Annotated in this window: 19 protein-coding genes and 1 pseudogene; 9 read left to right on the top strand and 11 right to left on the bottom strand. The window is 71.4% G+C overall.

The window, feature by feature from the left end; genetic code table 11:
- Positions 1-351 precede the first annotated feature (351 nt).
- Together OG289_RS32985 and OG289_RS32980 are read left to right on the top strand one after the other, a co-directional pair.
- Positions 352-3,192, top strand: coding sequence for a DEAD/DEAH box helicase (locus tag OG289_RS32985; protein ID WP_327317691.1), 2,841 nt, complete (start codon positions 352-354; stop codon positions 3,190-3,192).
- Positions 3,193-3,316: 124 nt separating this feature from the next.
- Positions 3,317-4,255 (top strand): alpha/beta fold hydrolase, encoded by a 939-nt coding sequence (locus OG289_RS32980; protein WP_327317690.1) that lies wholly within the window; start codon positions 3,317-3,319, stop codon positions 4,253-4,255.
- Here the strand turns inward: OG289_RS32980 and OG289_RS32975 are convergent.
- From OG289_RS32975 to OG289_RS32965, 3 genes and pseudogenes are all read right to left on the bottom strand, one after another.
- Positions 4,245-4,940 (bottom strand): alpha/beta hydrolase, encoded by a 696-nt coding sequence (locus OG289_RS32975; RefSeq protein ID WP_327317689.1) that lies wholly within the window; start codon positions 4,938-4,940, stop codon positions 4,245-4,247. The two genes, OG289_RS32980 and OG289_RS32975, sit on opposite strands and share 11 nt — an antisense overlap.
- A gap of 101 nt (positions 4,941-5,041) precedes the next feature.
- Positions 5,042-5,897, bottom strand: a pseudogene (locus OG289_RS32970) (IS5 family transposase).
- Positions 5,898-5,957: 60 nt separating this feature from the next.
- Positions 5,958-6,854, bottom strand: coding sequence for an NYN domain-containing protein (locus OG289_RS32965; protein ID WP_327317688.1), 897 nt, complete (start codon positions 6,852-6,854; stop codon positions 5,958-5,960).
- Between the two features lie 194 nt (positions 6,855-7,048).
- Here OG289_RS32965 and OG289_RS32960 point away from each other — a divergent pair, with 194 nt between their 5' ends.
- Complete coding sequence (locus tag OG289_RS32960) at positions 7,049-7,201, top strand: hypothetical protein (protein ID WP_007384531.1); 153 nt, start codon at positions 7,049-7,051, stop codon at positions 7,199-7,201.
- 84 nt (positions 7,202-7,285) lie between these two features.
- On the opposite strand, the gene OG289_RS32955 is transcribed toward OG289_RS32960, so the two are convergent.
- From OG289_RS32955 to OG289_RS32945, 3 genes are all read right to left on the bottom strand, one after another.
- Complete coding sequence (locus tag OG289_RS32955; RefSeq protein WP_327317687.1) at positions 7,286-7,891, bottom strand: MarC family protein; 606 nt, start codon at positions 7,889-7,891, stop codon at positions 7,286-7,288.
- Positions 7,892-7,943: 52 nt separating this feature from the next.
- Positions 7,944-8,801, bottom strand: coding sequence for a PHP domain-containing protein (locus OG289_RS32950; RefSeq protein WP_327317686.1), 858 nt, complete (start codon positions 8,799-8,801; stop codon positions 7,944-7,946).
- Positions 8,802-8,910: 109 nt separating this feature from the next.
- Positions 8,911-9,552 (bottom strand): DUF6758 family protein, encoded by a 642-nt coding sequence (locus OG289_RS32945; RefSeq protein WP_327317685.1) that lies wholly within the window; start codon positions 9,550-9,552, stop codon positions 8,911-8,913.
- Positions 9,553-9,739: 187 nt separating this feature from the next.
- On the opposite strand from OG289_RS32945, the gene OG289_RS32940 reads away from it, so the two are divergent.
- Positions 9,740-11,017 (top strand): MFS transporter, encoded by a 1,278-nt coding sequence (locus tag OG289_RS32940; protein WP_327317684.1) that lies wholly within the window; start codon positions 9,740-9,742, stop codon positions 11,015-11,017.
- An 83-nt stretch (positions 11,018-11,100) separates the two neighbouring features.
- On the opposite strand, the gene OG289_RS32935 is transcribed toward OG289_RS32940, so the two are convergent.
- Positions 11,101-11,685 carry a suppressor of fused domain protein gene (locus tag OG289_RS32935; protein WP_327317683.1) on the bottom strand — a complete coding sequence of 195 codons (585 nt, stop codon included), beginning with the start codon at positions 11,683-11,685 and terminating at the stop codon, positions 11,101-11,103.
- 520 nt (positions 11,686-12,205) lie between these two features.
- Between OG289_RS32935 and OG289_RS32930 the strand changes: the two genes are divergently transcribed.
- Positions 12,206-13,336, top strand: coding sequence for a magnesium and cobalt transport protein CorA (locus OG289_RS32930; protein ID WP_327317681.1), 1,131 nt, complete (start codon positions 12,206-12,208; stop codon positions 13,334-13,336).
- A 34-nt stretch (positions 13,337-13,370) separates the two neighbouring features.
- Positions 13,371-13,886, top strand: coding sequence for a hypothetical protein (locus OG289_RS32925; protein WP_327317680.1), 516 nt, complete (start codon positions 13,371-13,373; stop codon positions 13,884-13,886).
- A gap of 71 nt (positions 13,887-13,957) precedes the next feature.
- Here the strand turns inward: OG289_RS32925 and OG289_RS32920 are convergent, their stop codons facing one another.
- Positions 13,958-14,710, bottom strand: a complete 753-nt coding sequence (locus OG289_RS32920; RefSeq protein WP_327317679.1) for a hypothetical protein — start codon at positions 14,708-14,710, stop codon at positions 13,958-13,960.
- 175 nt (positions 14,711-14,885) lie between these two features.
- Between OG289_RS32920 and OG289_RS32915 the strand changes: the two genes are divergently transcribed.
- The 3 genes from OG289_RS32915 to OG289_RS32905 are packed head-to-tail and all read left to right on the top strand — an operon-like array spanning position 14,886 to position 17,970.
- Positions 14,886-16,214 (top strand): magnesium transporter MgtE N-terminal domain-containing protein, encoded by a 1,329-nt coding sequence (locus OG289_RS32915; protein WP_327317678.1) that lies wholly within the window; start codon positions 14,886-14,888, stop codon positions 16,212-16,214.
- On the top strand, positions 16,198-16,794 hold the full coding sequence (locus OG289_RS32910) for a DUF1003 domain-containing protein (protein ID WP_327317677.1): 597 nt from the start codon (positions 16,198-16,200) through the stop codon (positions 16,792-16,794). Before OG289_RS32915 ends, OG289_RS32910 begins: the two co-directional genes overlap by 17 nt.
- A 42-nt stretch (positions 16,795-16,836) precedes the next feature.
- On the top strand, positions 16,837-17,970 hold the full coding sequence (locus OG289_RS32905) for an Mrp/NBP35 family ATP-binding protein (protein WP_327317676.1): 1,134 nt from the start codon (positions 16,837-16,839) through the stop codon (positions 17,968-17,970).
- A gap of 72 nt (positions 17,971-18,042) precedes the next feature.
- Here OG289_RS32905 and OG289_RS32900 read toward each other — a convergent pair whose 3' ends face one another.
- The 3 genes from OG289_RS32900 to OG289_RS32890 all read right to left on the bottom strand — a co-directional run bounded on the left by OG289_RS32900 (position 18,043) and on the right by OG289_RS32890 (position 21,254).
- A complete protein-coding gene (locus OG289_RS32900; RefSeq protein WP_327317675.1) occupies positions 18,043-18,702 on the bottom strand; it encodes a hypothetical protein in 660 nt (219 codons plus the stop codon).
- A 170-nt stretch (positions 18,703-18,872) separates the two neighbouring features.
- Positions 18,873-19,331 (bottom strand): sec-independent translocase, encoded by a 459-nt coding sequence (locus OG289_RS32895; protein WP_327317674.1) that lies wholly within the window; start codon positions 19,329-19,331, stop codon positions 18,873-18,875.
- Between the two features lie 276 nt (positions 19,332-19,607).
- The gene (locus OG289_RS32890; protein ID WP_327317673.1) at positions 19,608-21,254 is read right to left on the bottom strand and encodes a trypsin-like peptidase domain-containing protein; all 1,647 of its coding nucleotides are present in this window, start codon (positions 21,252-21,254) and stop codon (positions 19,608-19,610) included.
- Positions 21,255-21,881 lie beyond the last annotated feature (627 nt).

Here is a 21,881-nt window from a genome sequence, read left to right as displayed (position 1 = left end):
GACGGGCCGCACGTATGAGGATGCCCGGTCGGTGGCCCGATCGGCTCCGACCCGACAGCCCTCCCTGACCGTACGGCACTGTGCGTACGACGATCGGAGGGAACCCCTCAGCGGTACGAGCGCTAGAGCGTCGGCAGAGGTCCCGTGCCATACGGCAGTGCCCCCAGGGCAGCCCGTAGGGCAGCCGACGTCCCCCGGCACGGTCCGTCAAAGACCCCCGCGCTCGCCTCGCACCGCGCACACAGAAGAGGCAGCACCCTGACTACGACGTTTCGAGAGCTCGGAATCCTTTCCGAGACCGCCGAGGCCCTTGAGGCCGTCGGCATCACCACCCCCTTCCCCATCCAGGAGATGACGCTCCCCGTGGCCCTGTCGGGCACGGACGTCATCGGCCAGGCCAAGACCGGCACCGGCAAGACGCTGGGCTTCGGCCTCCCGCTCCTCGAGCGCGTGACCGTCCCCGCCGACGTCGAGGCCGGCCGCGCCAAGCCCGAGGCCCTCACCGACGCCCCGCAGGCCCTCGTCGTCGTCCCTACGCGCGAGCTCTGCACGCAGGTCACCAACGACCTGCTGACCGCGGGCAAGGTGCGCAACGTGCGCGTCCTCGCCATCTACGGCGGCCGGGCCTACGAGCCCCAGGTCGAGGCCCTGAAGAAGGGCGTCGACGTCGTCGTCGGCACCCCGGGCCGACTGCTGGACCTCGCGGGCCAGAAGAAGCTCGACCTCAAGCACATCAAGTCGCTCGTCCTCGACGAGGCCGACGAGATGCTCGACCTGGGCTTCCTGCCCGACGTCGAGAAGATCATCAACATGCTTCCGGTGAAGCGTCAGACCATGCTGTTCTCGGCGACCATGCCGGGCGCGGTCATCAGCCTCGCGCGCCGCTACATGTCGCAGCCCACGCACATCAACGCCACGTCGCCGGACGACGCGGGCAGGACCGTCGCGAACACCAAGCAGCACGTGTACCGCGCGCACAACATGGACAAGCCCGAGATGGTCGCGCGCATCCTGCAGGCCGAGGGCCGCGGCCTGGTCATGGTGTTCTGCCGTACCAAGCGCACTGCGGCCGATCTGGCCGACCAGCTCCAGCAGCGCGGCTTCGCCTCCGGCGCGGTCCACGGCGACCTCGGCCAGGGCGCCCGCGAGCAGGCCCTGCGCGCCTTCCGCAACGGCAAGGTCGACGTGCTCGTCTGCACCGACGTCGCCGCCCGCGGCATCGACGTCGAGGGCGTCACCCACGTCATCAACTACCAGTCCCCCGAGGACGAGAAGACGTACCTGCACCGCATCGGCCGTACCGGCCGCGCGGGCGCCAAGGGCATCGCGATCACCCTCGTCGACTGGGACGACATCCCGCGCTGGCAGCTCATCAACAAGGCGCTGGAGCTCGACTTCAGCGACCCGCCGGAGACGTACTCCACCTCCCCGCACTTCTACGAGGAGCTCGGCATCCCCGCGGGCACCAAGGGTGTCCTGCCGCGCGCGGAGCGCACCCGTGCCGGGCTCGACGCGGAGGAGCTGGAGGACCTGGGCGAGCCGGGCGGCCGCGGTGGGCGCGGTCGCGGTGACCGGGGCGGCCGGAACGAGCGCGGCGGCCGGGGCGAGCGCGGCGGCCGGAACGAGCGCGGCGGCCGGGGCGACTCCCGTTCCGGTGCCGGCGAGCGTTCCGGTGCCGACGAGCGCGAGCGTGCCGCCCGTACGCCGCGTCGCCGTCGCCGTACGCGCAACGGCTCCCCGCTCGACACGACGTCGGCGCCCGTCGCCACCACGGCGCCGGAGCAGGCCCCCGTTCAGGCCCCCGTGGCCGAGCCGACGTCCGTGACGGAGGAGGCCGCCGGCCCGCGCACCCCGCGCCGTCGGCGCCGTACGCGCAGTGGGTCCGGGCAGGAGGCCGCCGTCGCGGCGGCTGTGACGACCAGTGAGATGGCCGTCGAGCCCGTCACCGAGGCCGCCGAGGCGGCCGTCACGACGGCGGAGCGCCCGGCCCTCGACACCGCGGAGACCGCTCCGGAGATCCCGGCGCAGCCGCGCCGCCGCCGTACCCGCAAGACGGCCGCCGCCGAGACCGCCATCGACACGGTGGAGGCCACGGAGGCACCCGAGGTCGCTGAGGTGACGGAGGCCAAGCCGCGTCGTCGCACCCGCAAGGCGACGGCTCCGGCCGAAGCCGTGGTCGAGACCGTCGAGGCCCCGGAGGCCACCACGGCCGTCGAGCCCGAGGCCAAGCCGCGCCGCACCCGCAAGACGGCCGCCACCGCCGAGACCGCCGTCGAAGCGACCGAGGCCAAGCCGCGCCGCCGCACCACCCGCAAGGCGACCGCTCCGGCCGAAGCCGTGGTCGAGACCGTCGAGGCCCCGGAGGCCACCACGGCCGTCGAGCCCGAGGCCAAGCCGCGCCGCACCCGCAAGACGGCCGCCACCGCCGAGACCGCCGTCGACACCGTCGAAGCGACCGAGGCCAAGCCGCGCCGCCGCACCACCCGCAAGGCCGCCGAGCCCGAGACGATGGTCACCACGGCCGACATCCCGGCCCAGGCCACGCAGGAGGCGGAGCCCGCCAAGCCGCGCCGCACCCGTAAGGCAGCGGCTCCGGCCGCTGCCGCGGCTCCCGCCGACGCAGCCATCGACACGGCCGAGGGCGCGGAGGCCAAGCCGCGCCGCCGCACCACCCGCAAGGCGACGGCCCCGGCCGAAGCCGCCGTGGACACGGTCGAGGCCACCGAGGCCAAGCCGCGCCGCACGCGCAAGACGGCGGCGGCCACGGCCGCAGCTACGGTCGAAGCCCCGGAAGCCACCGAGGCCGAGGTCAAGCCCCGCCGCACCCGTAAGGCAGCGGCTCCGGCCGAGGCCGCGGTCGACACGGCCGAGGGTACGGAGGCGAAGCCTCGCCGCACCCGCAAGACCGTCGCCAAGGCCACGGCCCCGGCGACGGAGGCGTCGACGGCGGAGCCGGTCGCGGAGGCCACCGAGGCCAAGCCGCGCCGCACCCGCAAGACGGCGGCCAAGGCCACGGCCGACATCCCGGCCCAGGCCACGCAGGAGGCGGAGCCCGCCAGGCCCCGCCGCACCCGCAAGACCGCCGCCACCGCGCCGGCCCCGGCCGAGGCCCCCGCCGCCGAGGCCGAGGCGAAGCCGAGGGTGCGTCGCCCCCGCAAGGCGACGGCCGCCGCGGAGCCCGCGGACGGCTGATCGACCGGCATGGCATGACGGTCCGGCGGCCCGGTCCCTCCTCCGTGAGGGGCCGGGCCGTCGGCGTTCCCGGAGAAGGATCCCGCCGACGCCGCGCGGCGCGCCCTCCCGGTAGCCTCGGCTCGTGACCACGCCGAGCTTCACCACCCCCTTTCCCCCGCCCCCCGGTGCGCGTGCGTACCGCCTGCGGACCGGGCGCGGTGAGTTCGCCGTCGTCGACGCGCCCGTGCCCGCCGGTGTCACGCCGCGGGGTGTCGCGCTGCTGCTGCCCGGCTTCACCGGGAGCAAGGAGGACTTCCACCAGCTGCACGAGCCGCTCACGGCCCGCGGTTACCGGACCATCGCCGTGGACGGGCGCGGGCAGAACGAGTCCGACGGACCGGCCGAGGACGAATCCCCCTACGCCCAGGAGGAGTTGGCCCGGGACGTGCTGGCGCAGGCGGCGGCCCTCGGCATGCCTCTGCACCTCGTCGGGCACTCCCTGGGCGGTCAGATCGCCCGCTCCGCCGTCCTCCTCGACCACTCCCCCTTCGTCTCGTTCACGCTCGTCGCCTCGGGCCCGGCCGAGATCTCGGACTCGCAGAAGCAGCGCGTGAAGCTGCTGCACGACGCGCTCGCGGTGATGACGATGCCTCAGGTGTGGGAGGCGATCCTGGCGATGGGTCCGCCGGAGGAGGTCGGCGGTCCGGCCCGCGGCTTCGGCGAACCCGAGCAGCTCCGGCTGCGCTGGCTGAACCACAAGCCGGCCCAACTCCTCGTCACCGGCCGCCAGTTGTGCGTCGAGCCGAACCGGGTCGCCGAACTCGCCGCCGTCCCGCTGCCGTTCCACGTCCTGTCGGGCGCGCGCGACGACACCTGGCCGGTGACCCTCCTGGACGACATGACCCTGGAGCTGCGCGGGCACCGGACGGTCGTGCCGGGCGCCGAGCACTCACCGAACCTGGACCAGCCGCTGCCGACGGCCGGCGCCCTCGCCGACTTCTGGGACAAGCACCCCGGGAACCCGGGGAACCCCGGAAAACCCGGGAACCAGGGCGGGTATCGGAAGTGGATCAAGTCGTAGTGGCGAGCTCGACGAGGTGCCGGGCGCTGCCCGCAGGATCGATGATCTGGTGGAGGTGTGCGCCGGGCAGGTGTGCCACGCGCCAGCCGCGTTCGCGTGCCTCGGCGGCAAGGTCGTCATACGGAGGGCCGAACAGCAAGTAGGAGCAGGGATGGTCGTCCCAGCCGTCGGGGACCGGGATGTGCTGCTCGTAGTAGGACAGCGGCAGGGTGGGCTGCTCCTCAATGACTGTCTGCCGCACCATCGGATCAGAGAACATGGGTGCGATGTCTGCCTCGTCCCACCAGTCGGTCCAGCGCGGCAGCCTGCCGTTCACCGCCATCGGGCCGAGGAATTCCAGCAACTCGGGTGACGCGACAGAGGTCGGTCCGATCCGGGCCGGCAGCGCGGCATCGACGAAGATCGAGCTGGTCACCGGATGGTCGAGGCCCGCGCGAATCACTGGGAGAAACAAGCCTGCGTTGCTGTGCGCCACCAACGTGACGGGGCTGCCGGCCGAGACCTGCCGGAGGTCGTCGCGGACGGCGTCGACGATGCGGGGCCAGAAGGGTGGGGCGCCGGCGCCTATGTGCAGCAGGGACGGCACCCGTACCTGGTATCCCGCCGCCGTCAGGTGTTCGGCCACTGGGCGCCAGGTCGAGGGACCCACGGACGGACTGTGCACGAGAACGAAGATCGGCTGCATGTGACGATCCTGTCGCCCATGCCATCGCAGCCGCGACAGCCTTGGCCGACAGCAGAACGCTTCGCTTCGAAGAGGCCCATGCGCCGCCGCAGCACGGCCGTTCACAACCATTCGTTGATGGCTGCGACGAGGGCGGTGGCCTCGTAGCGGACCGCGAGCTCGTCGTACCTCGTAGCCACGGCCCGGTGCCTTTTGAGGCGATTGATGCCGCACTCGACCGCGTGCCGAGCCTTGTAGTCGTGCGGGTCGAACTGCGGCGGCCGGACGCCGCGCGGACCGCGTTTCTTGCGGTTGCGGGCCTGGTCGGCCTGTCCGGGATCGTGCAGCGGATCCCGCGCCGCCGCAGGTGAGCACGGTTCCTCCGGGAGGCGTACGCCTCGTCTGCACGCCGATCGGGCCGGGTGCGCGGCCTGCCCGGCCCGAGACGCGGGACACGGACCTTGTTCAGGACGGGCTCGAACTGCGGGGAATCGCCCCGCCGCCCGGCCGTGATCACGATGAACATGGGCTTCCGGCCCTGTTCGACCGCCAGGTGCGGCTTGGTGGTCAGGCCACCGCGCGAGCGCCCGAGCCCGTGGTCGTCCGGCTCGTCGCCGACGCCGCCGGGCGGCTCCTTCTGCAGCTCCCCTCTTCCCTCGCGCCGGCGGCGTGCCGGTGGGCCCGGCACACCGTGGAGTCGACGTTGACGTCCCAGGTGATCAGCTCTTTCGCGTCGGCCCGGGCCTGGAGGGCGGTGAAGATCCGTTGCCAGGTGCCGTCCCGCCGCCACCGGCGGAACAGGTCATCCACCCGGCCCCACGGCCCGTACTCGGCAGGGAGGTCCCGCCACGGGATGCCGGTGCGAACCCGGAACCGTATGCCGTCGGCCAGCTGCCGCCCGGCCCACGTCGGCGGCCGTCCGGGTTTCTTGCCCTTCGGCAACAGCGGTTCCAGCACCGCCCATCGCGCGTTCGTCAGATCTCCACGCGCCGCGAACCAAGATCACCTCACGTTCAAGATCCACTTTCGGTACACGCCCTAGTACTGCGTCTGCACGTGCTCCCAGAAGCCGTCCCGCAGCACGCGTCTCAGGTCCGCCTGGCCGCGCAGGGAGTACTGCAGGATGCCCTCGGCCTCGACGAGGAGGTCCTGGTCGACGGAGCCGGGGAGGTAGGGATGGCCCGGCAGCAGCTCCGCCAGCGCCTCCCTGCCCCGCGCGGCGAGCCACTTCGCCGCGATCTGCGCGCCGGCGAAGCGGACGGCCTCGCGGGTGGGCCGGCTCGCGCTGGTCGTCTCGTAGGTCGGGGCGGTGCGCCGTGCGACGTACGGCTTGAAGAAGTCGAGGTCGAGGGTGCGCTGACTGTCGACCTCCCAGAGCAGCGGCTCGGCCTGGTTGCGGCCCTCCGGCGCCTCGATGCCCCAGAGGTGGACGCGGGCGCCGTACCCCTGCGCGGCCTCCACCGCCGAGACCAGGTCCTCGTCGCCGCCGAGCAGGGCCGCGTCGCTGATGGCCCGGTGCCTGGCCAGTGACTCCAGGTCCGTCCGGATCAGCGAGTCGACGCCCTTTTGCTGGTTGTTGGCGTTCAGGTTGCCCAACCGCACCTTCACGTCCGGCAGTTCGGCGATGGACTGCTGCTCGGCGGTGTGGATGCGGCGCCGGGCGCCGTCGTACCAGTAGACGCGCAGCAGCCGGCTGTCGGCGAAGATCGAACGGGCGCGGTCGATGAGCGCTTCGATCAGGCCCTCGGCGTCGAGGTCGAAGGCGCGGCGGTCCTCGGTCCCGGCCACCAGGCGCCCCGCGGCCGCGTACAGGTACCCCGCGTCGACGAAGATCGCGTGGGTCGAGGGCGTCTTGGCCACCTCGGCGAGCATGCGTGTCAGCAGCTCGTTCGTGCGGTCGATACGGGCGGCGAGGGCCGGGAGGTCGTCGTTCATCGCCTCCATTGTCCCGGTGGTCACGCTGCGAACACAACCGGTCCCGTTCAGTCTCCGCAAACACACTTACCAGTTAGTAGTTAGCCGTTCGAAAAATTTCTTTAGCGTAGGGAATGTTTGTAACACGCACCGCGTTGACTCATCACGTACGCAGCAATCCTCCTCGGGAGGATGACCAGACGAAGGGAGAAGCAATGCGCTTCGAAATCATGCGACTCGACGACGTCGACGGCACGCCCGTGGACAGCACCGTCGTGGACGCCGCCTCCGTCAACCGGATCGTTCAGCAGGCCGCCGCCATCGGGCAGCGGCTGTGGATCCGTCCGGCCGACACCTCGGCCTCGTAACACGGGTCCTGACACACAGGTTTCAGAGCCCCCCACGGCAATGCCGTGGGGGGCTCTGCGCATGCCACGGCCTGCCATGCCGGCTCAGCTCGCCCGGACGACCTGCGTGACCCCGTTGATGATCTGCTGCACGGCGATCGCGGAGAGCATCATGCCCGCGAGCCGCGTCACCAGGACCACACCGCCGTCCTTGATGACCCGGATGATCAGCAGCGAGTACCGCATCACCAGCCACAGCACGACATGGATGGCGAGGATCGCCGTCCAGACCGACACCTGCGAGGCCACGCCGTCGGCCTTCTGCACGGCGAGGATGACGGACACGATCGCACCCGGGCCGGCCAGCAGCGGCATGCCCAGCGGGACGAGCGCGACGTTGACGTCCTTGGTCTGCTTCGGCTCGTCGGTCTTGCCGGTGAGCAGGTCGAGCGCGATCAGCAGGAGCAGCAGCCCGCCCGCGATCATCAGCGCGGGCACGGAGACATGCAGGTAGTCGAGGATCTGATGACCCAGCAGCCCGAAGACGGCGATCACACCGCCGGCCACACAGACCGCCTGGAAGGCCATCCGCTTCTGCACCTTGCCGGGCCGGCCGGCGGTCAGCGCGAGGAAGATCGGGGTGATCCCGGGGGGATCCATGATGACAAAAAGGGTGAGGAAGAGGGAACCGAAAACGGCGACGTCGAACATCAGTGCAGAGGCCTTGCGTGAAAGAGGGTGAGTGGAGGTGCGAGGGCGGGCGTCAGGCCCCGCCGGTCCCCGGCACCGGGAACGCCCCCGTCGCCCGTCGGGTGATCTCCCCGTACACCTCGGGGTCGGTCGTGTACTCGCCGAGCACGCACGTCTTGCGGCTGCCGTGGTAGTCCGACGAGCCGGTGACCAGCAGCCCCAGATCGGCGGCCAGTCCGCGCAGCCGCGCCCGCGTGTCCGCGCCGTGGTCCATGTGGTCGACCTCGATGCCGTCGAGGCCGGCCGCGGCCAGCTCGGCGATCGCCGACTCCGGCACCGTGCGCCCCCGCTTGTCGGCGCCGGGGTGCGCGAAGACGGTGACCCCGCCCGCGCCCTTGACCAGCCGGATCGCCTCGAAGGGGTCGGTCTCGTGCTTCTCGACGTAGGCCCGGCCACCGTCGGCCAGCCAGTCCTCGGTGAACGCGTCGCTCACGGTCGGCACGACGCCCAGCTCGACCAGGGCGGTGGCGACATGCGGCCGCCCGACGGACCCCTCCCCCGCGATCCGCGCGACCTGCTCCCAGGTGACGGGCACGCCCAGCTCGTTGAGCCTGGCGACCATCCCGCGCGCCCGCGGCACCCGGTCGTCACGCACCAGTTCGCGCTCGGCGAGCAGGGCGGGCTCCTCGGGGTCGAACAGATAGGCCAGCATGTGCATGCTGATGCCGTCGATACGACAGGACAGCTCGGCGCCGGTGACCAGGGTGAGCCCCTGCGGCAGGGCGGCAACGGCCTCGGCGCATCCGCGGGTGGTGTCGTGATCGGTCAGCGCGACGACGTCCAGACCGGCGGCGGCCGCGTTGCGCACCAGCTCGGCCGGCGTGTCCGTACCGTCGGAGGCCGTGGAGTGACAGTGCAGATCGATACGCACGAGCAGGCTCCAGACGCTGACGGGACGGATGGGGACGCTCCAGCATAGCCGGTAATCACACCGCTCCTGTCATACCCGAAAGCAGGATGCGCCCCCTACAGGCAGGCCGCTACGGCTTGAGCAGCCGCGGCGACAGCGCCCCGCACGGCACCAGCTCCACCTCGGCCCCCGCGTCCCGCAGATCCGTCAGCACCAGCTCGTCGTACATCAGCAGCCCCGACTGCTCGGGCCACACGACGGCCCACAGCCACAGCCCCCGCGCCTCCCCCGCGAACACCGCGCGGTCGTCCGGGGTGGCGGACACATGCCACAGCGGCGTCGGCCGACCCCCGGCCAGCACCTTCGCCTGCGGGGGTTTCTCGACGCTCATGTACGGACCCGGGTCCGGCCCGTCGACACCGGCATACCGCGCGCCGAGCCCGACGCCCAGCTCCTCGGCGACCAGGATCAGCTCGCCCATGCCGCCGAGCGGGCCCGGTCCGGAGCAGGCCACGACGGTGGCGCGACCCCCACTGCGGTCGTCACCCGCGTACGTCACGCCCGTGAAGAGCCAGCCGACCGGCAGCGGCCACGGCATCCACACCGGCACCTGCGTGCGATGCACGACGACACTGAGGGCCTCGACGCTGGGCGGGATCACGGGCTGCAGCGGATGCACCGTCCCGTGCACATCGCACTGCCAGGAGTCGGAGAAGAGTCCGGGAGCCCTGACCCGGCCACCACACTTCGGGCAACTGGGTTCGCCCCTCATAGGGCCCCACGGTCCTACCCGAGCCCGCCCACGTCAAGGACGATCACCCGTCCGGGCGGAACCAGTTGAACGAGCGATATTTACATGTAGCTTGCATTAATTAGCTGAGCTAACTTACTATGTGCATACACCAACCATCTTCGGTGCCGACCGACCGCCAACCATCTCCAGAGGGGTGAGGGGAACCATGGACCCATTCGATGCGGGAGCCGGGAGCATCCTGCGGCAGCCGAAGGCGGTGTGGGCCACGGCCGGCGCGTCCGTCGTCGCCTTCATGGGCATCGGCCTCGTCGACCCGATCCTGCCGTCCATCGCCCAGGGCCTGGACGCCACGGCCGGCCAGGTCTCCCTGCTCTTCACCTCGTACTTCCTGATCACCGCCTTCGCGATGCTGGTCACCGGCTTCGTCTCCAGCCGCATCGGCGGCCGCCGGACGCTGCTGCTCGGCCTCGCGCTCGTCGTGGTCTTCGCGGGCCTGGCCGGCACCTCGGGCTCGGTCGCCGAGCTGGTGGGCTTCCGGGCGGGCTGGGGGCTCGGCAACGCGCTCTTCGTCTCCACCGCCCTCGCGGTGATCGTCGGCACGGCGAATCCAATTGGGGCATCGCGAAGCGATTCCGGCCGGGGTGGTGGCGGGCGACGGGCGGGAGGCAGCGCGGCCGCCATCCTGCTGTACGAGTCCGCCCTCGGCCTCGGCATGGCCTGCGGCCCGCTGCTGGGCGCGCTGCTCGGCGACGCGAGCTGGCGCTACCCCTTCTTCGGCACCGCGTTCCTGATGGCGATCGGCTTCCTGTGCATCACGGCGTTCCTCAAGGAGCAGCCGAAGCCGGCCCGGAAGACCTCGCTCCTGGACCCGGTCAAGGCGCTCGGCCACGGCGGTCTCGCCTCCGCCGCGGCCTCGGCGTTCTTCTACAACTACACCTTCTTCACCGTGCTGGCCTTCACCCCGTTCGTGCTGAACATGACCCCGTACAAGTCGGGGGCGGTGTTCTTCGCGTGGGGTCTGCTGCTCGCCGTCTTCTCGGTGGTCGTGGCGCCCCGCCTGCAGAAGCGGTTCGGCTCGCTGAAGGTGCTCGGCGGATCGCTGGTGCTGCTCGCGGCCGACGTGCTCGTCCTCGGCTACGGCGACCACACCACGGCGATCGTCTGCACGATCCTGTCGGGCGCGTTCATCGGCGTGAACAACACCGTCTACACCGAGTTGGCGCTCGGCGTCTCCGACGCCCCGCGTCCGGTGGCGAGCGCCGGCTACAACTTCGTACGGTGGTTCGCCGCCGCTGCCGCGCCGTACTTCGCGCCGAAGATCGAGGAGTGGACCGACGTCCGCATCCCGTTCGTCGTGGCGGCGGTGACGGCGGCGCTCGGCGCGGTCGTGGTCGTCGTGCGACGCAAGGCACTGACCGACGAGGCGGAGGAACTGGAGCCGCGGCACGCATCCGAGGACGGAGTGGCCGTCTTCGCGAACTGAGCCGACCGGCCGACGGACTGACTGCCCGACGGGGCCAACTGAAGGTTGTCAGCCGCGCGTTGGTGACATCGGTCACCCAGGCCTCAGTCGAGCGGGACGGACCCGCGGGACGGATCCCGGAGGTCCGTCCCGTTCGTCAGCCAGCGCTCCTGGAGGGCCTGGGCGCCGTGCACGCGTTTCCAGGCGGCCTCGTTCGGGGTCATGGGAAGCAGGGGCAGGAAGCGGACGGGGTCGAGGGGCTCGTCGAGGTCGAGGTCCTCGACCAGACCGCCCGGCTCGGCGACCAGGACCGAGGTGAACGGGGCGCCGGGCCACAGGGGTTCACCGACGTCGAGGGAGGCTCCGGGGGCTACGACCACACCCTCCACCTGCGGCGACGCGGCGAGCACGGCGAGCGGGCGGAGCACCTTGTCCGTGTCGGCCACGCCGGGACGGACCGACAGGACCAGCTCGACGCGCGGACCCTTGACGGGGTCCGCGAGCACCGCCGTGGGGTCGCTCATCGGCTGCGCGGACATGCCGAGCGTGGCGTAGCGGACGATGTCGCCCTCATGGAAACGCAGCACCTCGACGCGGTCCGTACCGAGGAAGGTGACCGCGGCGCGCGCGTCCGGCTCGCCCAGCGCGGTGCGCAGACGGGCCTCGACCAGAGGAAGAACATCAACCATTCGGCGAGCATAGAACTCGTCAGCCCGGGGCAAAGCAGCGCCTTGACACTTCGGTCGGCTGGTACTCTTGCCCGGTAGTTCGGGGCAGCACGCAGAAGCGTCGCGATCTTGCCCCGACGCAGACGAGACTCCCTTACGAGGGACCGGCTGGAGGAGGTGGGGCTGTCATGGATCGAAGTCACCCGTGCAGTACCACTCGCTCTTCCGGCCGCTGATGCAGCTGCTCTGGCCTCTTCGCCTCCGGCTGGTCGCCAACTCTCGCGCTCATCTTCATGCCGAAGAGCACTTTCGTTTCGTTTTTGCCTGATCTGTCTGATCTGCCTGATCTTCCAGATCCATCTGATCTGAATCAGTAGCGAAGCTCGCCACCGCGACGGAGCGGTGCTCCCCGCTTTGTGGACGTGCCAAACATCCTTCCCCAGCCTGAAGGGCCGGGGAGACCCCAAGTCAGGACGTCCCCATTCCGGGCAGTTCCACCCGTCGTGGCGGTCTTTCTTTGCTCGTCGCGAAGGAGCCTGCCATGTCGATGATCCGCGACCTCCGTGCCGTCGTCCGCCCCGCCCGCCCCTCCCTGCGCAAGGGGGGCGGGCGCATGGACAACGGCGCGTACGACACCACCCGTGACCCCGCGACGCCCTCGGCCGTCGTCGACTGCGCCGTCTACCGCGACGGCTCGCGCGTCGCGTTCCCGCAGTCACTGACGCCGCAGGAGGCCATGCGCCAGGTGCGGCGCGACGGAGGCTTCGTGTGGATCGGTCTGCACGAGCCGACCGAGGCCGAATTCGCCGGTATCGCACGCGAGTTCGGGCTGCACCCGCTGGCCGTGGAGGACGCGGTGCAGGCACACCAGCGGCCCAAGCTGGAGCGCTACGACGACTCCCTGTTCACCGTCTTCAAGACCATTCACTACATCGAGCACGACCAGCTCACGGCCAACAGCGAGGTCGTCGAGACCGGTGAGGTCATGTGCTTCACCGGCAAGGACTTCTTCATCACCGTCCGGCACGGCGGCCAGGGCTCGCTGCGTGCGCTGCGCCACCGTCTCCAGGACGACCCCGAGCTGCTCGCCAAGGGCCCATCGGCCGTGCTGCACGCGATCGCCGACCACGTCGTCGACGGCTATGTCGCGGTCGCCGACGCCGTGCAGGACGACATCGACGAGGTCGAGACGGAGGTGTTCTCGCCGGGACGCAAGGGCACCCCGCGCGGCACGGACGCCGGCCGGATCTACCAACTCAAGCGTGAAGTCCTGGAGTTCAAGCGCGCGGTGTCGCCGCTGCTGCGGCCGATGCAGCTGCTGAGCGAGCGGCCGATGCGGCTGGTCGACCCCGACATCCAGAAGTACTTCCGGGACGTCGCAGACCACCTCGCCCGGGTCCAGGAGCAGGTCATCGGCTTCGACGAGCTGCTCAACTCGATCCTCCAGGCCAACCTCGCGCAGGCGTCCGTCGCGCAGAACGAGGACATGCGCAAGATCACGTCCTGGGCGGCCATCATCGCCGTGCCGACGATGGTGTGCGGGGTGTACGGCATGAACTTCGACTACATGCCGGAACTGCACTGGAAGTTCGGCTATCCCGTGGTCATGTCGGCCATGGTGGCCCTCTGTGTGGGCATCCACCGCACGCTGAAGCGCAACGGCTGGCTGTGAGGGGCCCCGGGATGGCGGTGGCTAGGCTGGCGTCATGACAAGAGAGCTGCTCGACCAGGCCCTCGTCGAGGAGGCCACCAAGAAGTCCGGCCTCATCTGGGTCCGGGGCGCCGGCGAACCGGCCGCGCGTGCGCTGTGGCACGTGTGGCACGAGGGCGCGGCCTGTCTGGTCGGCGACGGGCCCGGTGAGCAGCCGCTGCCGGGGCTCGTCGAGGGCGGCTCGGCCGAGGTCACCGTCCGCAGCAAGGACAAGGGGGGCCGGCTGGTCTCCTGGACGGCGACGGTCGTCCTGCTCGCGCCCGGTTCCGAGGCCTGGGACGCGGCCGTCGCCGACCTCAAGGGCAAGCGGCTGAACGCGCCCGACGGCGAGGCGATGACGGAGCGTTGGGCGCGGGAGTGCCGGGTGCTCCGCCTGGAGCCGACGGGGGGTGTGTTGCCGTTGCCCGACGGGAACCTGGCTGCGGCGCCGGTGCCCACGTCGGCCACGACGCGTGAGGCGATCCCCGCGGGACTTCCACGGTTGCTACTGAAGAGGCGCAAGAGAAAGTAGGGGGGCGGGCGCGGCCCGGCACCGCCGGACTGCGCCGTCGTCGCTGAGCGCCGTCGCGGTGGAGAAGGGGATCACGACGTCGGCAGCTGCTTGCCGTAGTCCACCGTCTCGTCCTTCGCCGGTTCCTCCAGGGCGAAGTCCTTGCCCCAGGCGGAGAAGCTCAGCGTTCCGGCCCCACCGGCCCGCTCCAGACGCAGGGGGTACGGGTTGCCCTCCAGGGACACGTCCAGCGTGCCGCCGGAGCCGCCGTCGCCGGTGATGCGGACCGTACGGACGCCGGACTGCTCGTGGTGGCCGCCCGTGTTCAGTGAGCCGTGCAGCGTCAGCAGACCGTCGAGGAGGAGGTCCTTGTCCGTGAAGCCGCTGAACTTCTTGTACGAGGGGTCGCCCGTCGGCACCTTCACGTACTTGCCTTCGAGCTTGTCGGCCGCCGCCGTGTCCGAACCGCCGTCGTCGGACTTGCCGTCCTCGTGGTCCCAGAACGCCGAGTCGGCCTTCAGGTACAGCTGCTCGCCGACCCGCAGCAGGTGGAAGGTGGCCCCCTCGGCGGTGACCGACCCGGTGCCGCCGTCCGCCTTCAGGCGCATGTCGAGCGTGTACGTCTTCCCGCTGGTGACCACGCTCCCCGACAACCTCACCGCGTCCACAGAACCGGCGGCCGTCTTCGCCTTCGCCTGGATCTCCTTGGCGGACAGCTTGCCCACGCCGTTCGTGCCCGCGTCGGGATCCTCGCTGCACCCGGTCGCTCCCAGGCCCACGACCAGTGCGCACATCGCGCTCACCAGCGCGGTCCGGCGAGTACGACCCTGGGGAATCGCAGTCACAGAGAAGGCTGCCTTTCTGCGGGGGTGTGCTGAGCGGCGTACGGCAGCGTACCGGGGTCGCGGGGTGCGGGCGGAGCCAGTCCGTCCGGACCGCCCACCAGGGCGTATCCGATCGGGACGGGCTAGCCTGAAGCCCGCACGAGCGGGCAATCGGGAAAAGGACGGAGGTGCGGTCATGGCAGCGGGCGCCCCGCGGATCTTCGTGTCGCACCTCGCCGGCGTCCCCGTCTTCGATCCGAACGGCGACCAGGTGGGGCGCGTGCGCGATCTCGTCGTCATGCTGCGCGTCGGGCGGCGGCCCCCGAGGGTGCTCGGGCTGGTCGTCGAACTGTCCACGCGGCGCCGTATCTTCCTGCCCATGACCCGGGTGACCGGCATCGAGTCCGGCCAGGTCATCACCACCGGTGTGGTCAACGTCCGGCGCTTCGAGCAGCGGCCCACCGAGCGGCTCGTCTTCGGCGAGCTCCTGGACCGGCGCGTCAGCCTCGTCGAGACCGGGGAGCCGGGAGAGGAAGTCACCGTCCTCGACGTGTCGCTGCGTCAGCTGCCCGCCCGCCGGGACTGGGAGATCGACCGGGTCTTCGTCCGCAAGGGCAAGAAGGCGAGCGCCTTCCGGCGGGCCAGGGGCGAGACGTTGACGGTGGAGTGGTCGGCGGTCACCGGGTTCTCGCTGGAGGAGCAGGGGCAGGGCGCGGAGAGCCTCCTCGCCACCTTCGAGCAGCTGCGCCCGGCCGACCTCGCCAATGTGCTGCACCACCTGTCGGCGAAGCGGCGGGCCGAGGTCGCCGCGGCCCTCGACGACGACCGCCTCGCCGACGTCCTGGAGGAGCTCCCGGAGGACGACCAGATCGAGATCCTCGGCAAGCTGAAGGAGGAGCGCGCGGCGGACGTCCTGGAGGCCATGGACCCCGACGACGCGGCCGACCTGCTCGCCGAGCTGCCGACGGCGGACCAGGAGCGGCTGCTGAGTCTGATGGAACCCGCCGACGCGGCCGACATGCGGCGGCTGATGGCGTACGAGGAGCACACCGCGGGCGGGCTGATGACCACCGAGCCGATCGTCCTGCGCCCCGACGCCACCGTCGCCGACGCCCTCGCGCGCGTGCGCAACCCCGACCTCTCCCCCGCCCTCGCCGCCCAGGTCTACGTCTGCCGCCCGCCGGACGAGACGCCGACCGGCAAGTACCTCGGCACGGTCCACTTCCAGCGCCTGCTGCGCGACCCGCCGTACACGCTGGTCAGCGCGCTCCTCGACGACGATCTGCAGGCCCTCGCGCCGGACGCGGCGCTGCCGGTCGTCGCCGGGTTCTTCGCGACGTACGACATGGTCGCGGCGCCTGTCGTGAACGAAGCGGGGTCGCTCCTCGGCGCGGTGACCGTGGACGACGTCCTGGACCACATGCTGCCGGAGGACTGGCGGGAGACGGAGTTCCACCTCGACGAGGACGGGACCGCGGCGGGGGCCGAGGGCGAGGGGGTGGGTCCGCATGGCTCCCGAGCGTGAGAGCGGGCGCGGTGAGCGCACCCCGGCCGGCGCCACGGCGACCAGCCGTCCCCGGCCCCGTCTGGACCAGCCCCGGGCGCCCCGGCGGCGGCTGGTGCCCGAGTGGGACCCGGAGGCCTTCGGGCGGCTGTCGGAGCGCATCGCGCGGTTCCTGGGCACCGGGCGGTTCATCGTCTGGATGACGATCGTCATCATCGTCTGGGTCCTGTGGAACATCTTCGCCCCGCGCGACCTGCGTTTCGACAACTACCCGTTCATCTTCCTGACCCTGATGCTGTCGCTCCAGGCCTCCTACGCGGCCCCGCTGATCCTGCTCGCGCAGAACCGGCAGGACGACCGCGACCGGGTCAACCTGGAGCAGGACCGCAAGCAGAACGAGCGGTCCATCGCCGACACCGAGTACCTGACCAGGGAGATCGCGACCCTGCGCATGGGCCTGGGCGAGGTCGCCACCCGGGACTGGATCCGCTCGGAGCTGCAGGACGTGGTCAAGGAGCTGGAGGATCGGCGGGACGGTCACCGTGAACATGCCGTATTCCCGGCAGAACGGTCGGCGGGACGTGACGTAGACGACCGGTGACGGGCTTACCGGGGCCCGGCTACCGGGCCGTACCATCGACCTATGGCTAGCGAAGACGCGGTGCGCGAGGCACTGGCGACGGTGAACGACCCCGAGATCAACCGGCCCATCACCGAACTCGGGATGGTGAAGTCGGTGGAGATCGGCGCGGACGGGGCGGTCGCGGTCACCGTGTACCTGACGGTCTCCGGCTGCCCGATGCGCGAGACCATCACACAGCGCGTGACCGACGCGGTCTCGGCCGTCGAGGGCGTCACCCGCGTCGACGTCACCCTCGACGTGATGAGCGACGAGCAGCGCAAGGAGCTGGCGACCGCCCTGCGCGGCGGCCAGACCGAGCGTGAGGTCCCCTTCGCCAAGCCCGGCTCCCTCACCCGCGTGTACGCGGTCGCGTCCGGCAAGGGCGGCGTCGGCAAGTCGTCGGTGACGGTGAACCTGGCGGCGGCGATGGCGGCCGACGGTCTGAAGGTGGGCGTCGTCGACGCCGACATCTACGGCCACAGCGTGCCGCGCATGCTGGGCGCCGACGGCCGTCCGACCCAGGTCGAGAACATGATCATGCCGCCGTCGGCGAACGGCGTGAAGGTCATCTCCATCGGCATGTTCACCCCGGGCAACGCCCCGGTCGTATGGCGTGGCCCGATGCTGCACCGCGCGCTCCAGCAGTTCCTGGCGGACGTGTACTGGGGCGACCTGGACGTGCTGCTCCTGGACCTCCCGCCGGGCACCGGCGACATCGCCATCTCGGTGGCCCAGCTGGTTCCGAACGCCGAGATCCTGGTCGTGACGACGCCTCAGCAGGCGGCGGCCGAGGTCGCCGAGCGGGCGGGCTCCATCGCCGTCCAGACCCACCAGAAGATCGTCGGCGTGGTCGAGAACATGTCCGGCCTGCCCTGCCCGCACTGCGGGGAGATGGTCGACGTCTTCGGCACGGGCGGCGGACAGAGCGTGGCCGACGGCCTGACCCGCACGACCGGCGCCAACGTCCCGGTCCTCGGTTCCATCCCGATCGACGTCCGCCTGCGCGAGGGCGGCGACGAGGGCAAGCCGGTCGTGCTGACCGACCCCGACTCCCCGGCGGGCTCCGCCCTGCGCGCGATCGCGGGCAAGCTGGGAGGCAGGCAGCGCGGCCTGTCCGGCCTGTCGCTGGGGATCACCCCGCGCAACAAGTTCTAGGCCGCCCCTTCGTACGGCAACGGGGGCGCCGTCCGTCACGGACGGCGCCCCCGTTGCCGTACGGCCGGCTGATCAGGCGTACGTCTCGATGTCCTTGATCATGGCGAAACCGAGGCCGTACGCGCTCATGCCCCTCCCGTACGCCCCCACGTGCCCCCCTTCCGGGGTCGAACCGGCCAGCACCCAGCCGAACTCGGACTCGCGGTAGTGGAACGGGGTCGGCACGCCGTCGACCGGCAGGGACAGCGTCGACCAGTCCGGTCCCGCGAGGTCGTCGGCGAGGACCCACGCGGTCTCGGTCTGCTGGTCCAGCCAGTCGTCACGCAGGCTGTGGTCCATCTGGCCCGGCCAGGTGAAGGACAGCAGGCCCACCCCCGCGAGCCAGGCCGCCGAGGACACCGAGGTGGCCTCCAGCAGGCCGGTGCCGTCCGCGCTGCGCCGTACGGGGTTCGCGGCGACGGTCACGACGACCGCGAACCTCCCGCGGTTCTCGCCTGCCGTCTCGTGCCGTACGGAGGGTTCGTCACCGTGTCCGATGGAACCGTGCTCCACGGCGCCGTCGGCCGCGGTACCCACCTGCATCAGCCAGCGCGGCCCCGTGAAGGCCTCGTCCAGGCCGTACCAGGGGAAGGGTGCCTCCAGGTAGCCGTCGACCGTACGCCGGGCGGAGGGGACCTGTTGTCCGCCCTCCGCGGCCGGCGTCTGCGCGACTGCCCGACTCGTCGTCTCCATGTGCCCGGACGCCTCCTCGTTCTCGACGGAGCGATCCGGCCCGCCCCCCTTCGGGCGTACTCGTCCGCTCCGCACAACAACCAGGCAGCATAGCCACCCCGCTCCGGGCTGCCGGGAAACCGCCCGGCGCGTGGGGCGTGCGCCCCCTCACACCGGGGGACGCGGCCGGCTCAGGTGGCGTCCGCGTCGAACGGCGGACGGTCGTCCTTTGCCGGCTCCTCGGGCTTCTTGGTCATGTCGATGCGACCGCCGCCCGACGAGCCCGCGGAAGACGTTCCCGAGGAGGAGGACGAGGAGGTGTCGGCGTCACGGCTGTGGACCGCGTCCGTGACCTCGGCCATCTCCTTCTTCAGGTCGAAGCCGTTGCGGATCTCCTTCAGCCCCAGCTCTTCGTTGTCCAGCTGCTTGCGGATGAACGTCTTGGGGTTGAGGTCCTCGAACTCGAAGTCCTTGAACTCCGGGCCCAGTTCGCTGCGGATGTCCGCCTTGGCGCTCTCCGAGAACTCACGGATCTTCCGGACGGTACGCATCACGTCCTGGATGACCTTCGGGAGCTTGTCCGGACCGAAGACGAGCACGGCCAGGACGACGATCGTCACCAGCTCGAGCGGTCCTATGTCATTGAACACCTGAAGCTCCTTGCGATGTCCGCGGTCCTCGGTCCTCGGGCCCTCAGTGGTCAAGTTCGGGTCTTCCGTGGTCCGGGCCGGGTCCACGGTACCTGTCACACCTGTCCGACCGGTACCGTCCCGGGGCGTCCGAGTACGTGTACGCGGCCGGTTTTCCGCGTTGTTTGCCTTGTGGGACGGGTTTCGGGGTCCGACCTGTGACGTTTCTGTCAATCGCTGGGAATGGGCTGAGGCATGCTCCTCGGCCTCGGCTGCCGGGACTTCAGCGGTCGGGCCTCAGCTTCCGCCCGACGAGCCGAGGACCAGCGTGAGGGTGCGTTCCGCGCCGTCGCGCTCGACGGTCAGCTCCAGCCGGTCGCCGGGACGGTGGGCACGGGTCTTGACGATCAGTTCCTCGCCGGAGTGGACGCGCTGGCCGTCGACCTGCGTGATGACGTCTCCGGCGCGGATGCCGGCCCGGTCGCCGGGGCCGCCCGCGGTGACCGGGGAGCCTCCGTCGGCGCCGCCGGTGCCGACCCGGGCGCCGTCACCCGCGTAGTTCAGATCGAGGGTGATGCCGATGACCGGGTGGGTCGCCTTGCCGGTGTTGATCAGCTCCTCGGCGACGCGCTTGCCCTGGTTGATCGGGATGGCGAAACCGAGGCCGATCGAGCCGGCCTGGGCGGTGCCGGAGCCGGTGCCGTCCGCGGCGGAGCGGATGGCGGAGTTGATGCCGATGACGTGGCCCTGGGCGTCGAGGAGGGGCCCGCCGGAGTTGCCGGGGTTGATCGGCGCGTCGGTCTGCAGGGCGTCGACGTACGACACGTCACTGCCGCCCCCGCTCTCGCCTCCGGCGGTGATGGGCCGTTCCTTGGCGCTGATGATGCCGGAGGTGACGGTGCCCTCGAGGTCGAAGGGCGCGCCGATGGCGACGACGGGGTCGCCGACCTGGACGTTGTCGGAGTTGCCGAGGGGGAGGGGCTTCAGCCCCTTCACCCCGGTCACCCGCACCACGGCGAGGTCGTAGCCGCTGTCCCGGCCGACGACCTCGGCCTTGGCGGTCGTGCCGCCGTTGAAGACGACGGATATCTCGCCGTCGCTTCCGGCGGGCTCGACGACGTGGTTGTTGGTGAGGATGTAGCCGAGCGAGTCGAGCACGAAGCCGGTCCCGGTGCCGGACTCCTCGCTGCCGCTGACGTGCAGCGTGACGACGCTGGGCAGGGCCCGCGCGGCGATCCCGGCCACGCTGTCGGCTGCCCGGCCCGTGGGCCCCGCGGAGGCCTGCGGCAGCTGGACCCCGTTGATCCCGCCGTTGCGCTCCAGATAGGCCCCCACGGCCCCACCGAGCCCCCCGGACACCAGCGCGACGGCCAACGCGCCGCCGACCAGCCTCCGCCGAACCCTCCTCCGCCGCTCGGCCTCACTGAGCACCCCGACACCGCTGTGCTGAAGGGCACCGTCGACGTGGCCTCCGGGCAGAGGGCCCTCTGCAACGGGTGCTCCGGGAAGAGGCGCTCCGGCGAAGGGAGTGGGCGACCAGGGGTCGTAGCGGTGCCAGGGCGTGGATGCGGCCGGGGGCGTGGGGGCGGGGGCGGAGAGCGGCGCGGGGACGGCCGGGGGCGGGGAGGCCGACAGTGGGCCGGGCTCGCCTGCGGGGCCGACGGGAGGCGCGGCGTCGGCGGGCGTGGAGGGCGGCGTGGCCGCCGGGTGCTGGACGGGCGGGGCGGGTGCCCAGGGGCCAGGTTCGCCGTACGGCGGGGTGCTGTAGGGGTCGGGGTCGTGCAGGGGCTTGGGGCGCCTTTCGACAGCCGGGGACGCCACCACGGGGGCCGCCTCGGCGGAGGAGACCACGTCGGCCGGCACGACCGGACCGGCCGCCATCGGGTCGCTCGAGCCACCGAGGCCCGCAGGAACGGTCGAGGCCGCAGGGACGGTCGAGGCCACAGGGAGGGTCGGGGCCGCAGGGATAGTCGGGGCCGCAGGAACGGACAGGTCCGCAGGGATAGTCGGGTCCGCAGGAACGGTCGGGTCCGCAGGGACGGACGGGTCCGCAGGAACGGTCGAGGCCACAGGGACGGTCGAGGCCACAGGGAGGGTCGGGGCCACAGGGAGGGTCGGGGCCGCAGGAACGGACAGGTCCGCAGGGATAGTCGGGTCCGCAGGAACGGACGGGTCCGCAGGGACGGACGGGTCCGCAGGGACGGACGGGTCCGCAGGAACGGACGAGGCCGCGGGAACGGACGGCTCCGCAGAGACGGTCGAGGCCGCAGGGTCGACCTGCACAGACGGAGCGGCCAAGTCGGCCGGAGGAACCGCCTCACTCGCCGGACGGCTCAACTCGTAGTCGCCGTCGTCACTGCGGACGTAGGTCCCCGCACCGGAGTCGGAGGCGGCACCGGAACCATTGCGGGCGTCGGCCTCAAAGCCGACGCCGGAGCCGGAGCCGGAGTCCGAGCCGGTGCCGGCCACGAAATCGACCCCGGTGGCAGAGCCTGCGTCGGAGTCCGCATCGGCGTTGGCATCCGCAGCCGTGCCGGAAGGGGCGTCGGTGGCGTTGTCACCGGACCCCGC

The organism is Streptomyces sp. NBC_01235, assembly GCF_035989285.1.
Taxonomy (GTDB): Bacteria; Actinomycetota; Actinomycetes; order Streptomycetales; family Streptomycetaceae; genus Streptomyces.
This window is presented reverse-complemented; position numbering and strand designations above follow the sequence as displayed.

Coding starts and splice junctions, on each gene's coding strand:
- OG289_RS32985 (WP_327317691.1), top strand. CDS start 352: ATGACGCTCCCCGTGGCCCTGTCGGGCACGGACGTCATCGGCCAGGCC.
- OG289_RS32975 (WP_327317689.1), bottom strand. CDS start 4,940: ATGCAGCCGATCTTCGTTCTCGTGCACAGTCCGTCCGTGGGTCCCTCG.
- OG289_RS32965 (WP_327317688.1), bottom strand. CDS start 6,854: ATGAACGACGACCTCCCGGCCCTCGCCGCCCGTATCGACCGCACGAAC.
- OG289_RS32960 (WP_007384531.1), top strand. CDS start 7,049: ATGCGCTTCGAAATCATGCGACTCGACGACGTCGACGGCACGCCCGTG.
- OG289_RS32955 (WP_327317687.1), bottom strand. CDS start 7,891: ATGTTCGACGTCGCCGTTTTCGGTTCCCTCTTCCTCACCCTTTTTGTC.
- OG289_RS32945 (WP_327317685.1), bottom strand. CDS start 9,552: ATGAGGGGCGAACCCAGTTGCCCGAAGTGTGGTGGCCGGGTCAGGGCT.
- OG289_RS32940 (WP_327317684.1), top strand. CDS start 9,740: ATGGACCCATTCGATGCGGGAGCCGGGAGCATCCTGCGGCAGCCGAAG.
- OG289_RS32935 (WP_327317683.1), bottom strand. CDS start 11,685: ATGGTTGATGTTCTTCCTCTGGTCGAGGCCCGTCTGCGCACCGCGCTG.
- OG289_RS32930 (WP_327317681.1), top strand. CDS start 12,206: ATGTCGATGATCCGCGACCTCCGTGCCGTCGTCCGCCCCGCCCGCCCC.
- OG289_RS32925 (WP_327317680.1), top strand. CDS start 13,371: ATGACAAGAGAGCTGCTCGACCAGGCCCTCGTCGAGGAGGCCACCAAG.
- OG289_RS32915 (WP_327317678.1), top strand. CDS start 14,886: ATGGCAGCGGGCGCCCCGCGGATCTTCGTGTCGCACCTCGCCGGCGTC.
- OG289_RS32910 (WP_327317677.1), top strand. CDS start 16,198: ATGGCTCCCGAGCGTGAGAGCGGGCGCGGTGAGCGCACCCCGGCCGGC.
- OG289_RS32905 (WP_327317676.1), top strand. CDS start 16,837: ATGGCTAGCGAAGACGCGGTGCGCGAGGCACTGGCGACGGTGAACGAC.
- OG289_RS32900 (WP_327317675.1), bottom strand. CDS start 18,702: ATGGAGACGACGAGTCGGGCAGTCGCGCAGACGCCGGCCGCGGAGGGC.